This is a genomic window from Mediterraneibacter catenae, from assembly GCF_008691045.1.
In the GTDB taxonomy this organism is placed as follows: domain Bacteria; phylum Bacillota; class Clostridia; order Lachnospirales; family Lachnospiraceae; genus Mediterraneibacter; species Mediterraneibacter ornithocaccae.
In genome coordinates this window covers 341,912-354,584 of the sequence record NZ_VMSO01000001.1, presented here as the reverse complement: position 1 = coordinate 354,584, position 12,673 = coordinate 341,912, and the positions used below count along the sequence as shown (strand labels likewise).

11 protein-coding genes and 1 pseudogene are annotated in these 12,673 nt (G+C 48.4%); 1 reads left to right on the top strand and 11 read right to left on the bottom strand.

Going from position 1 to position 12,673, the window contains the following annotated elements; genetic code table 11:
* Positions 1 to 90 precede the first annotated feature (90 nt).
* The 4 genes and pseudogenes from FNY66_RS01585 to FNY66_RS01570 form a co-directional block, all read right to left on the bottom strand.
* Complete coding sequence (locus tag FNY66_RS01585; protein ID WP_150310089.1) at positions 91 to 846, bottom strand: carboxymuconolactone decarboxylase family protein; 756 nt, start codon at positions 844 to 846, stop codon at positions 91 to 93.
* A 19-nt stretch (positions 847 to 865) separates the two neighbouring features.
* Positions 866 to 1,288: a cupin domain-containing protein gene (locus FNY66_RS01580; RefSeq protein WP_150310088.1), complete on the bottom strand. Its 423-nt coding sequence runs from the start codon at positions 1,286 to 1,288 to the stop codon at positions 866 to 868.
* Positions 1,289 to 1,432: 144 nt separating this feature from the next.
* Positions 1,433 to 1,922: pseudogene (locus FNY66_RS01575) on the bottom strand (D-lyxose/D-mannose family sugar isomerase).
* A 91-nt stretch (positions 1,923 to 2,013) separates the two neighbouring features.
* Positions 2,014 to 3,861: a bifunctional homocysteine S-methyltransferase/methylenetetrahydrofolate reductase gene (locus FNY66_RS01570; RefSeq protein ID WP_087150241.1), complete on the bottom strand. Its 1,848-nt coding sequence runs from the start codon at positions 3,859 to 3,861 to the stop codon at positions 2,014 to 2,016.
* Positions 3,862 to 4,053: 192 nt separating this feature from the next.
* Between FNY66_RS01570 and FNY66_RS01565 the strand changes: the two genes are divergently transcribed.
* On the top strand, positions 4,054 to 4,320 hold the full coding sequence (locus FNY66_RS01565; protein WP_150310087.1) for a hypothetical protein: 267 nt from the start codon (positions 4,054 to 4,056) through the stop codon (positions 4,318 to 4,320).
* Here FNY66_RS01565 and FNY66_RS01560 read toward each other — a convergent pair.
* From FNY66_RS01560 to FNY66_RS01530, 7 genes are all read right to left on the bottom strand, one after another.
* On the bottom strand, positions 4,317 to 4,700 hold the full coding sequence (locus FNY66_RS01560) for a hypothetical protein (protein ID WP_087150239.1): 384 nt from the start codon (positions 4,698 to 4,700) through the stop codon (positions 4,317 to 4,319). The genes FNY66_RS01565 and FNY66_RS01560 overlap by 4 nt on opposite strands.
* Before the next feature lie 295 nt (positions 4,701 to 4,995).
* Entirely contained in the window at positions 4,996 to 6,729 is a 1,734-nt protein-coding gene (locus tag FNY66_RS01555; RefSeq protein ID WP_087150238.1) for an ABC transporter ATP-binding protein, read from the bottom strand.
* A gap of 4 nt (positions 6,730 to 6,733) precedes the next feature.
* Positions 6,734 to 8,503, bottom strand: coding sequence for an ABC transporter ATP-binding protein (locus FNY66_RS01550; RefSeq protein WP_087150237.1), 1,770 nt, complete (start codon positions 8,501 to 8,503; stop codon positions 6,734 to 6,736).
* A gap of 121 nt (positions 8,504 to 8,624) precedes the next feature.
* A complete protein-coding gene (locus tag FNY66_RS01545) occupies positions 8,625 to 9,239 on the bottom strand; it encodes a TetR/AcrR family transcriptional regulator (protein ID WP_150310120.1) in 615 nt (204 codons plus the stop codon).
* Positions 9,240 to 9,329: 90 nt separating this feature from the next.
* Positions 9,330 to 10,151 carry an ATP-binding protein gene (locus FNY66_RS15675; RefSeq protein WP_229409411.1) on the bottom strand — a complete coding sequence of 274 codons (822 nt, stop codon included), beginning with the start codon at positions 10,149 to 10,151 and terminating at the stop codon, positions 9,330 to 9,332.
* Between the two features lie 34 nt (positions 10,152 to 10,185).
* Positions 10,186 to 11,082 carry a penicillin-binding protein 2 gene (locus FNY66_RS01535; RefSeq protein WP_150310086.1) on the bottom strand — a complete coding sequence of 299 codons (897 nt, stop codon included), beginning with the start codon at positions 11,080 to 11,082 and terminating at the stop codon, positions 10,186 to 10,188.
* Positions 11,083 to 11,251: 169 nt separating this feature from the next.
* The gene (locus tag FNY66_RS01530; protein ID WP_087150236.1) at positions 11,252 to 12,538 is read right to left on the bottom strand and encodes an aminotransferase class I/II-fold pyridoxal phosphate-dependent enzyme; all 1,287 of its coding nucleotides are present in this window, start codon (positions 12,536 to 12,538) and stop codon (positions 11,252 to 11,254) included.
* Positions 12,539 to 12,673 lie beyond the last annotated feature (135 nt).

The window sequence follows — 12,673 nt, the reverse complement described above, 5'->3', positions numbered from 1 at the left end:
ACGCATGTACAACATAAAAAACACTTTCTGCAAGCAGTATGCTGATACAGAAAGTGTTTACATATAGTCATCAGCTGACTACCGGCTTTTCTATAATTGAGAGGCTGCCTCATTCACACATCTGAGTGCATTAAGGCTTCTCGGATATCCGATGTATGGAAGGCACTGGGAAATGATCTTAATCAGAAACAATTTGTCATTTCCTACTTTCATATTGCCGGCAGCATGGGAGGTGAGCTGCGGTTCGCATCCGCCCTGTGCTGCCAGGAAACAGAACGTGATCATCTCCCTCTGAGCATATCCCAGACCTGTGCGGGTATAATAATCACCGAAGCAGTTGCCGGAAAGCCAGCGGTTGATATGTCGGCTCTCCTCCGGTCCTGATGTTGCAAATCCTTTCATACCGTCGCCAAAGATATCGACCTGTGCCTGCTCGCCCTTTTCTACACGATCCTCACTGGTTGTGGTCGCCTGTCCTTCAAGCGGAAGTGTAATTCCTTTTTCTGTCAGGATATCATTAGCAGCATCGAAAAACGGACGCACTCTTCCGATTCCGAGATAAGCACATGCCTGATAGACGATTTCCTTCACTTCCACCGGTGTTACTCCGAGATTCAGTGCCCCCGGAAGGATTTCTCTGAATTCATCGATTCCCTGACATCCAATGAGGGCTGACAGGATTGCCATCATCCTTGTACGGTCGTCGAGGTCGTCCTGACTGACAACTTCGTCACAGGAGAAATTCGTAAAGAACTCGGAAAACTCCGGGTCTGTGGACGCGAGTTTATACTCTCCGCCGGGATATAATCTGTTAATATATTTTTCTGCTGCTTCTGTCATGATCATTACTCCCTTTCATAGCATGCTATTTTAATTTTCCGTATTCTTCGTCCGAAACTTCCTCAAGCCATTCATTGGATGCGCCCTCAGCCGGCACCTCAATAGCAAGATGCTGGAACCAACTATCCTTTGCTGCTCCATGCCAATGTTTTACCTCCGGCGGAATATTCACAACATCGCCTGCATGCAGCTCCTGTGCAGGTTTTCCCCACTCCTGATACCAGCCACGTCCGCCTGTTACAAGCAGGATCTGACCGCCTTTGTGGTGGATGTGCCAGTTGTTACGGCAGCCCGGCTCGAATGTCACGTTGCCGACTCCAACTCTTTCTGTTGTGAGCATTTTCAGGTAGCTCTGTCCGATAAAATACTGGGCAAACGCTGTGTTCGGCTCGCCGATCTCAAATACACTTCCACCGCCTAAGTCCTGTTTCATTTTTTCTGTATCCATGTGTAACGCCTCCAGTTTGAAATACAATTATTATCTTTTGGTCTGTATATATTGTATAACCGGTTGAGACTATAGACAAATACTTTGTTTACATGGTGGAGTATGCCTGGGAGGTATGATTATTAAATGCCACATACTGTTCGATCACTCTTTAGCAGCCGGGTACTCGTTGCAGAGCAGCCTGTATGCCGGCTCGTCTTCCTCGATAGATGGAAATCTTCCGATTGGCTCATAAAAGCGGTTGTCATTCTCATCATCATTACACATGGAAACTTCTCCGAGCAGAACATCTCCCGTACCTTCCTCTACATGAAAATCATGATAGAGATAAGGCTGGATTGTGATACTTTCTCCCGGTATCAGTCTCACACGTGTTCCCGCAGGAACAGTATAGGTTCTTCCGTCACTGTGTACGGTCACATCAGTGTCTGCAAACCCTCCGTCCTCTGTAGAATTATATACTGTAATCAGTAATGTCCCATCCCAGCATATTGTCCCTGATCTCATCGTACTCATGACTCTTCGATTTCCACTCCTCCGGTGTCCAGTTACAGAACGGCGGGATTTCGAATCCGTGCTCTTTGATCAGTTTTTCCATGTCTTTGATTACCGCGTTGATTTTTGACCGTTTCATTATGATTCTCCTCTCTTTGACTCTGCTTTCTATCTATTTTACACCGTCAGAAGCGGTATTTCATATACTTCTCAAATACTGCTGGCTAAAATCATCTCATTATTTCCATAATCTCTGCGATCATCGCAGCGCGGTTAAACGGTACCATGAAGTAAAATCCATCTGCAATTTCACCAAGTTTTCCTGCAATTCCGGCTGCGATCCGTACGCCCGCTGCCTGTGCTTCTTCTCTGCTCATATCTTTGGTGTACTGTGCGATGATCTCATCCGGTACATGGATTCCCGTAATCTCATTTTTCATAAACAACGCGTTGCGGTAACTGACCAGCGGCATAATTCCGCAGATGATCTTTGTGTCTATCCTGCTCTTTATGTAACGGATCCGCTCAATATCCTCATCAGAATAGATCGGCTGTGTCAGAAAGAAGGAGGCGCCTGCCTCGCATTTTTTCTCCATTCTTCTGATCTCTGCATCAATATTTTTTCTGCCATAATTCAACGCTCCGCCATAAGCGATCGGATCTTCGGAGAAGAGTTCCCGGTTCATCTGCCTTACATAGTTCATCAGAGTAACCGAGTGATGGTCATAGACTGAAGTAATGCTTCCTCTGTCTCCCACCGGCACCGGATCTCCGGTCACAAACAGGAAATTCCGTATGCCGTTCATGTATGCTCCAAGTATTTCCGAGCCGATCCCTATCGTATTCCTGTCGCGGCACGCCATATGGGGCATAGTCTCAATCTGCATCTGATTTGATACTTTGACAGCAGACATTGCGGCAGAAGCGCGCATCTTTCCCATCGGGGAGTCTGAAAACGTGATCATTTCCACCCCGGCGCGTTTAAGGACTCCCGCTGCCTCCATCATCTTCCTGTCATTTCCGTCAAAAGGAGGATCCAGCTCGGCAATCACTACTTTTTCGCCTGAGTAGAGCTTTCTGATAAACAGATTATTGTCATAGCGGATCTCTGACTCTGCACGCTGCTCCGGACGGTCTGCAAGTCTTTTTGCAATTGGCATGTTTTCTGCGGTCCGTGCCAGCCGCCTCGTATATGACGGATTGGTTCCACAGCATCCGCCGATTACATTCACCCCGAGGGCTGCAATTTCCTTCATTGCCTCGCAGAAATATCCCGAGTTATCACGATAGATCATTCTGTTCTCGATACGGTCCGCATACCCTGCATTCGGTGAGACAGCCACGATCAGTTCTCCCAGGTTCTGCCGCTTCATCAGTCTGCTCAGATGAGACGGACCGACGCCGCAGTTGAAGCCGATCCCGTCTATCAGATCACTTTCCTTCGCTGTTTTGATCAGCTCTCCCATACTGAGCCCCGTCTTAGTATAACCAAATGCATTGACAGAAAAGCTTGCCATGATAAAGGCGTGTCTTATACTTCTGATCCATTCGGCCACAGGCAGGATACGCTCAAAATCTGCAAATGTTTCAAACCAGATCAGATTGATCCCTGCATCCAGATGAGCCCTGACCATTTCCTTATATTCCTCGATAATCTCTTCATCCTGATCATCAGAGCTATGCTGTTCCGGTACAGGTCCGATATCCCCGGCAATATAGATTTCTTTCAGCTTACGCCCTTCCTCAGCTGCAGCCGTCTGTTCCTGTTTTACCGCTGTCTTTGCAATCCGGCATGCGGCTGAGACATTGTCGTAAACTGTTTTCAACCGCTCGTCTCTCGTCATTTTTCCCGCACGATCGGGACACAGCGTCCGGACATTTGATGCAAAACTGTTCGTTCTCAGGATATCAGCTCCTGCTTTGATATATTCTCGATGAATTGTCTCTATCTTGCAGGGATCTGCCAGATTATCAAGCTCGGGTGCTCTCCGGGTGTCCCCGTATTTTTCTCTGTAATATGTTCCAAGCGCCCCATCCGCAACCAGGCAGCGCGATCTGAATATAGTATGAAAATCCATATATGTCCTTCCTCTCTGTATCCGCTTTATAAAACCTTCTTCCGCCGATACCGCCGGCAAATGAAAATATTATATCACATTTCATATATAAATTTAAATCTTTCATTTTCAGAACATAAATTATTCACTCTTTTTCTAAAAATGCTTCACATACCGGGTATACATTGGATACAAAAGATAGGAGGTCAAACCGTGAGCAATTATATCTATCACTCAAATCCGCCGGAGACTCCCCGGATACCGGACATGTCTCGGGAAGACAAGAAAAGGGGATCATTCCGCCGCAATATACGCATCTTTTGTATCTGTCTGTTCCTTGCTGTAGCGGCGCTGACCTTGGCCGCTGTGCTTTTTCTCAGCGGATCTTACTCTTCTATTGATGAATATAATGATGATAATTCAGCGGGCAATGCATCGACTGCCTGGATAGAGACCAGCAGGACTGATTCCGTCTGTTAGCTCAATGTATAGTAAGTTCCGAATGCCAGCTCGCTCAAGTCCACATTTCCGGTGATCTCGCCCGTCCCGGTAAGTCTCGAGGAAGCCGCCACATAGCTGTCGGACTGATTTCCTTCCTCGTCCACAGAGTAGATCCACACCGTATAATACTCTGCAGATTCATCACCGGTAAAGCTGAAGTCTCCCGTCTCGCCGTCAAAAACGAAGTTATTCGTATTTTCTGCTGATGTATCCGCTCCTGAACCGCTGTCAGTCCCGGAAGTTCCGTCGTATCCGTCTGTGCCGCTCTCTGTACCGGCATCCGTACTGCTCTCCGCCGCTGCATCCGTCGTATCCTCTGTTGCTGCCTGCGCCGTGGAAAATGCCAGTGCCTTCTTCAAAGCATGCCGCCGAGTCGTACTCGAGCGTTGATCCATCCACGGTTCCGCCGCCTAAATACATCGAGATATCATCCTGCATGCGTGCGAGCACGCAGTTGATGATCACGAGCATACAGATCATCACCGCGATGACCGACAGTTTTGACCTGCCGGATTTTGCTGTCATCTCAGACATGTTTTTACCTCCCATTCTGTTTGATATTTTTTATGGTTCCAGAATATCATCCGGGAGGATTTTATGCGGATTACGGCACAATTGGTCGAAAACGCGGCACAATCGGTCAACGCCTTCCTTTTATTTCAGTTTCCAGTTCTGGCTTTCCGACTGCAGTTTCACCATGCGGGCATAGATTCCGTTCTTCTCCAGCAGTTTCTCCGGAGAGCCTTCTTCTGCCACCGCGCCGTCTGCAAGCACCACAATCTTATCGGCGCCGGCCACAGTGCGCATCCGGTGGGCGATCACCAGTACGGTCTTATCAGCGATCAGACGGGAAAGCGCTGTCTGGATCAGCGTCTCATTTTCAACATCCAGTGACGCCGTCGCCTCGTCTAAGAGGATGATCGGAGCATTTTTCAGAAAAGCACGGGCTATGGAAATGCGCTGACGTTCTCCGCCCGAAAGTTCACAGCCGTTTTCCCCGATGTCCGTATTCCACCCATCCGGCAGCTTTTCCGCAAATTCATCCACATTGGCAAGCCTTGCCGCCTCGATCACCTGCTTATCCGTTGCATTCTTGTTTCCGATCCGGATATTTTCCAGGATCGTATTGTCAAATAAAGTAACATCCTGAAATACGATCGAGAACAGAGACAAAAGCGCTTCCGGATCCGTGCGGGAAATATCCATCCCGCCTACGGTAATCTTCCCGCTGCTTACATCCCAGAATCTCGCCGCCAGTCTGGAAACCGTCGTTTTTCCTCCGCCGGACGGTCCGACCAGAGCTGTGACTTCTCCCTGTCTGGCGGTAAAAGATACATCTTTCAGCACTGTTTCCCCGGTATTGTATGCAAACCCCACATGTTCGAATACAATATCACATCCTTTATTCGTCAGCCTGTTTTCTCCCTGCTGTATGGGATGATCAAGGATCTCGTTCATGCGGGCAATATTGGTGCGCGTACTGATCACCGCCGCCAGGTTTTGCAGCGCTCCCTGCAGCGGATCATACAATCGTGATACGACCAGCAGGAACAAAAAGAACGTTATCACATCCAGGCTTCCCCTGACCAGCAGTATGGAGCCGGTCAGCGCAACCGTAGCGATTCCAAGCTTTAACACCAGAGACGCAGAAACCACAAAGGCTGCCAGTCCGAATTCGTTGAGGATTGACCGGCGTTCCACCGCGCGTATTTTCTTTTCCAGTCCTTCCATGTATTCCTGTTCCGCATTGTTCGCTTTCAGATCCCTCACGGTTTCGATGCACTCCTGGATCCCGTCCGCGCATTCCATCTTGACGTCCATTGCTTTCTGATTAAGATTCTCCTGGATCCTTGCAGAAAATCCCACAATAGCAAAGGCCACCGGCATTACCCACAGTGCCGCCAGCGCCATACGCCAGTCAAAAACAAACAGGCTGACGGCGACAAGAATCGTAGAGATCACGGATCCCGCCAGTTCGGGTATAAAATGAGAAAAACTCTGTTCCAGGAACGTGCAGTCGGCCATGATCGTACTCGTAAGGTCAGCCAGGTCTTTTTTCCCGAAAAATGAAAGCGGAATTTTCCTCAGCCGTTCCGCCAGTGTGATCCGCCGCACACCGCTTTCCGTATATGTAGCAAAATAAGTCGCATTATACTGGAGGTATGTGGTAAACAGGATCAGTCCGATGCACACTGCGCAGCCGATGATATAAAAAACTGATTTTCCGGAAGCGATTCCGCCGTTTAGCAGATCGCTCACCAGAAAATAAAGCAGACTTACCGGAAACATGAATGAAAGATTCTGAAGGACGCAGGCCAGGCATCCTTTCACAAGATCCTTTGCCCCCTGTTCAGAGAGGGCGTAGCGTTTTTGCAGGCGTTGTATCATTTTCTTATACCTCCTTTGCAACTTTCCATTGAACAGATGTCTGATAGTTCTGCCACATACGGCTGAAAATCCCGCCTCGCTCCATCAGTTCCCGGCTGGTGCCCCTCTCAGCGACACGCCCGTCGCAGATCACATAGATCTGATCTGCTCCCGCCACAGTAGAAAGCCGGTGGGCGATCATAATGACCGTTTTGCCTTCGGCGAGTTTGGAAAAGGCAGCCTGTACTCTCGTCTCATTGTCCGGATCGGCAAATGCCGTAGCTTCATCTAATATTATGACAGGCGCATTTTTCAGCATAGCGCGGGCGATCGCGATCCTCTGCTGTTCGCCTCCCGACAGGTAAACGCCTTTTGTTCCAATCACGGTATCTGCGCCATGCGGCAGTTTTTCGAGAATATCGTCGCACTGGGCGTTGTGGAGCGCGTCAAGCACCTCTTCTCTGGATGCGTCCGGTTTGCCCATACGGACATTTTCCAAAACAGTGGCTTTGATAAGGCGGCTGTTCTGGAATACAAAGGAAACTGTATTCATGAGTTCCTCTTTGGGAATATCTTTCACATTGACTCCGCCGATCCTCACGCTCCCGCTCTTCGGATCAAAAAAACGCGGGATCAGGTTCGCCAGAGTCGTCTTTCCTCCGCCGGACGGCCCGACAAAAGCCACAGTCTGTCCCTGGGGAATGGCGAGAGATATATCTTTCAATACGTCCGTTTCACCGTCATAGCTGAATCGGATATTCTGCAGTTCCACCGAAGCGTCTTTCGGATGCCCGGGATGCTCTGTCTCTTCCAGAGGTTTCAGGTTTAAAACACTGTCGATCCTCTGCAGGGCATCGTTTACGATCATCGCATTTTCACTTTGAAACATAATACGGGTCAGTGTAACCGAGATGACCGGCGTAATGACGATATAGAAGATCAGATCCAGGAGGAATTCTGTCGTCACGCCGTTTCGGGTAAATGCCAGCCCTCCTGCGATCAGTGTCGCAAAAACACCGTTAACAGCCGCCGTATAGAACATCATAGGCGTCCGGAGTTCTTTCGTGTAAGCAATAACCCATACTTTATACCGGTCGATCGAGTCCTTGAATTTTTTAAAAGAAAATATAGTCTGCCCGAACGTTTTGACTACGGGAATACCCCGGACATATTCCACCGCCTCATTAGACATGTCGTCCAGCGCGTCCTGATACTCTTTCATTTTTTCCTGCATCCGCCGCCCTGTCATTGCCATCATGATCAGAAAGCCCAGCACCACCGGCACGAGGCTTAAGAGTCCCAGCCTCCAGTCGAATACCAGCAGCAGTATCAGAAGGCCGCAGGGTGTCGCAATCGCATTGCAGCGGTCCGGAAGCTGATGAGCCAGATATGTTTCGGTGGCTGCGCTGGACTCATTGACAATTTTGCGCAGTCTGCCGCTTCCGAAGCTCTCTGCGAATCCGAGCGGCAGTTTTATGATATGTTCCATCGTCCGCAGACGCAGATTTGTGGCAACACGAAACGCTCCCTTGTGGGAACACATCAGTCCGGAGATATAAATCAGCACCGCAATGACTGAAAACAGCACCGCCATCCAGCCGTTACGGGGCAGGTTCTCCGCCTGTCCGAAATCCGGCGCGGCGTCCAGCACGTCCCGGATCACCTTCCAGATATAATAGAATGGTACCAGCGCGATAAATGCGCTGACTGCTGATAGTACCCACGAAGCGTAGAGCAGATATTTGTGACTGCCTGCTATTTTGAGCAGGCGTGACAGATTGGATTGTTTTTTCAACGATACTTCCTCCTTTTCTATTGATTTATGACAGTGTCAGTGTACAAGGGCGCCGCATACGTGTTCGCCTTATATCTCTTTAGTTAGTTTTATCTAACTTTCGGGCAAAAATCAGGGGGCTTTACTGCCCCATAATTTTCATCCATCCGGCTGTATAAAAAGCACGCATCTCTTTCACATAGTTCTCTGCGTCACGCAGCGGCATCTCATGAATGACCAGTTCAAAGAACGTATGGAACATGCCGGTGATCAGAATGTGTTCCAGCACAGGGTCAATCTTCGGGGAAGGACGGCCAAGCTCCCGCAACACATTCTGATAGGCATGCGTTCCCTCCGCTTCGATCTCCACCATTTCATCAATAAGCCCGGAAAACTTCGTACCTTCCGAACAGCAGAGGATAAGCTTGCATTCCTCCAGATGGTCATACGCATAATGAAGAATATCATACATACACAGGCCCGATATTTCGCTCATGACCTCCGGCTGCCTGTGCGGCGGCAGGCCGGCGAACTCTTTCTGTGCTTTCTGAAAGCGGTTCAGGATATATTCATAGTGTCTGCCTGCCAGTGCTTCAAACAACTGTTCTTTGCTTTTGTAGTACCCGTAAAAAGCTCCGGTGGTCATGCCCGCCGATCTGACAATGTTTCGCAGAGAAGCGTCTTTGTAGCCTTTTTCCAAAAACTCAGCTTTTGCTGCCTGATGGATGCGTTCTAAAGTTGTCAGGTTCCCTTCTATATGTCTGCGCCTCCTTGTAACAGTGTTATATATCACTGTTATATTGTATTCCCCGTCCGGGAAATTGTCAAGAAAAAATCCGTCTCATCTTTATTCCCGAACGCTTTCCGGAATCGGAAGAAGTATCTGGAGCACGAAATAATTATCCGCCGCCTGGCATACGATCCCTCCTCCGTATTTCTCTGCCGTATATCGGATACTCTTCAGCCCGTATCCGTGATATCTGCGGTCTTTTTTCGTACTGACCGGCAGTCCGTCCGAGAATACCGGTTTCTCGTCGCAGTAGTTGCGGACACGGATCATCTGCAGATTCTTCTCATGGAAGACCGACACCTGGATGACGCGTTTCTGCACGTCCTCCTGCTTCACGACACTCTCGACAGCGTTGTCGAGGGCGTTTCCGAACATGGTGTACAGATCCACATTTCCCACGAAACCAAGCTGCGTTCCGTCCGCCATATAGAGCAGTACTGTCAGTCCGCTGTCGCTTTCGATGTATTCTTCGACATAATCCAGGATTGCCTGATAGATTTCTGCCGAACTTGAGTAAGAGCTGCCGGAAAGATTCACTGTATTGATCCAGTTCCGGGATATGGCATAGTTCAGATAAGCATACAGACTGATGTTCCCCTGCGACCATTCCGTATAAGTATCGTCGCTGTAGTCAACGGCGCCGCTGTCCAGTATCCCTGTATTCTCTGTCAGGACAGTATCACAGACATAGTCCATATAATCCTGCATCTCATCCGTAAGGCTGTCATCTGACGCGGCATCACTGTCCGAGAGCTGTTCCATGATATCCTCACAGACAGACGCCCGCTTCTCCATAAATATGCCGTACACTTCCTGTTCTGCCTCACCTGCATCCTCGTCGCCGAATTCCGTGTAATCGATGACAGAATTTCCGATCATTGAGTAATACGCATCCCCCACGGGGATGATAATATCACTGCTGTCCTCCGCTCCTGGAGCGGTTCTCCTGCTCCTCATCGCTCAGGGCGCTGTACTCTTCCTCCGAAATCTGTCCCGTATATCCGATGATCGAAGAAAAAACTTCTGAATCGGTATATTTTCTGACTGAATCCTCCGCAATGTCCACCCCTGTAAGAACATCCTTATTCTCCATGACTGCTGCCGCCGTTTCCCTGCTGACTCCTGTGGCAATAGTTGTAGACATGTATTTCTGGTAGCTGTTCAGATGCATGGCATAGCGCATATTGACCATATCGAGGATATACCCCGGATCAGATCCGTTATAATCCAGCCCGTATCCATATATTTCATCCGTACACAGATATTCGATAATATCATCTGCCGTCTGATTTTTCTGTTCATCTGTCAGATCATCCGCCGACGAATATCCGTACACATCAGCCACGAATCTGAGCCGCTGCGTTTCATTTGTCTGGCTGAACTGATAGTTTCCTGAAGAGTCCAGAGTAATACCGAACGAATTGATCACTGAGTCCCCGTTTTCCTCTACGATCTCAAGAACCTGTTCAAGTATTGCGTTGATCGTCTCATTCCGCTCAGATACAGGGCTGTCGGAGGAAGTGGGATCTTCGATCGTGATAGAATAGGCAAGTTCATTGTATGCTAGGAGATTTCCATTCCGGTCGTAAATATTCCCCCGGGTTGCTTTGATCTCTTCTGTCTTTTTGATCCGGAGTTCGTATTCTTCGGCATACTCCTCTCCTTTTATAATCTGGAGATAAAAACATCTGCAGACAAGCATAGAAGAAGTCAGGCAGAAAACACCCATGAGGACAAGGAGTCTTGATCTGAAAATACGTCCTGATATCCTCTGTAATTGTTTCAGCCTGACTTTTATAGATTCTTTCATATTTATTTCAGCGCATATTTACCTTTCATATATCTTCTGGTAACAGTTTCGCTGAATCATATGTTATTTCCGTGAATAGATGATGAAAGAGGTCTGTCCGTTGTGTGAAAACGAACAGCGCACTAAAAAAAGAAAGCCGGAACAATTCCGACTTTCCTTCTGTTGTTTCTTACAGGTTACCCAGCAGTTTGTCGATGCTGACCAGTTTTACGCTCAGTACAAAGATATCTGTCGCCAGAGACAGTTCTTCCGGCGTCGGATAAGACGGCGCAATACGGATATTGCTGTCGTGCGGATCTTTGCCATACGGGAAAGTAGCGCCGGCGCCTGTGAGTACGACCCCTGCCTCTTTCGCTTTTGCAACGATTGCTTTCGCGCAGCCGTCCATGGAGTCAAAGGAAATAAAATATCCTCCCAGCGGTTTTGTCCATGAACCGATCTCCAGCCCTCCGAGTTCTTTCTCGAAGATATCGATAACGGCCTCGAACTTCGGTCTGAGAATATCTGCGTGTTTTTTCATGTGCTCTACGATTCCGTGTACATCTTTGAAGAAACGTACATGGCGCAGCTGATTCACCTTGTCGTGTCCGATTGTCTGTACCTGCATCATGCTGCGTATCTCTTTTAAGTTTGCATCTGATGCTGCAAGAGCCGCAATACCTGATCCCGGGAAGCTGATCTTGGATGTAGAGGAGAACTTGTAAACCATATCCGGATTGCCGGCTTTCTTACACTCTGTCAGGATCTCGATAAGGTAATCCTGCTTATCTTCATACAGATGATGTACGCAGTATGCATTATCCCAGTAGATTCTGAAGTCTTCTGCCGCCGGCTTCAGATTCGCAAAGCGGAATACTGTCTCGTCAGAGTATGTGATTCCCTGAGGATTGGAATATTTCGGCACGCACCAGATACCTTTTACTGCCGGATCCTCATTTACATATTTCTCTACCAGATCCATATCCGGTCCCGTAGGCGTCATCGGGATGTTGATCATCTCGATTCCGAAGTGCTCTGTAATACCAAAGTGTCTGTCATATCCCGGTACCGGGCAGAGGAATTTTACTTTGTCGAGCTTGCACCACGGTGTGCTTCCGAGTACTCCGTGTGTCATTGCTCTTGCAACTGTATCATACATAACGTTCAGACTGGAATTTCCGAAGATGATTACATTATCTTTCGGCACTTCCATCATATCCGCAAGAAGCTGTTTTGCCTCGGCGATTCCGTCCAGCCCGCCGTAGTTCCTGCAGTCAACTCCGTCCTCACAGGTCAGGTTGGCACCGCTGTTCAATACATCCATCATCTCCATGGACAGGTTGAGCTGTTCTGCGGACGGCTTTCCGCGGGACATATCCAGTTTCAGGCCCTTGGCCTTGATCTCTGTAAAACGGGCCTCCAGCCCACTCTTCAGTTCCAATAACTCATCTCTACTCAAATCTTTGTACGCAGTCATTGCAGGACTCCTCCACTTTCTCTTCATTATTTTTAGTCACTGAATGGTATTGTATCCGATTAATGACGGTTCGTCAATGCTTTCTTGCATTTTTTTGCTTGTTTTCTTCGATTTTTTGTTATGTATTGTCTGTTT

What these genes read in the sequence shown, in the direction of transcription:
- FNY66_RS01530 (WP_087150236.1), bottom strand. Translation starts at nt 12,538, where the DNA reads ATGACTGCGTACAAAGATTTGAGTAGAGATGAGTTATTGGAACTGAAG.
- FNY66_RS15675 (WP_229409411.1), bottom strand. Translation starts at nt 10,151, where the DNA reads ATGATCGGAAATTCTGTCATCGATTACACGGAATTCGGCGACGAGGAT.
- FNY66_RS01535 (WP_150310086.1), bottom strand. Translation starts at nt 11,082, where the DNA reads ATGAAAGAATCTATAAAAGTCAGGCTGAAACAATTACAGAGGATATCA.
- FNY66_RS01580 (WP_150310088.1), bottom strand. Translation starts at nt 1,288, where the DNA reads ATGGATACAGAAAAAATGAAACAGGACTTAGGCGGTGGAAGTGTATTT.
- FNY66_RS01570 (WP_087150241.1), bottom strand. Translation starts at nt 3,861, where the DNA reads ATGGATTTTCATACTATATTCAGATCGCGCTGCCTGGTTGCGGATGGG.
- FNY66_RS01585 (WP_150310089.1), bottom strand. Translation starts at nt 846, where the DNA reads ATGATCATGACAGAAGCAGCAGAAAAATATATTAACAGATTATATCCC.
- FNY66_RS01555 (WP_087150238.1), bottom strand. Translation starts at nt 6,729, where the DNA reads ATGATACAACGCCTGCAAAAACGCTACGCCCTCTCTGAACAGGGGGCA.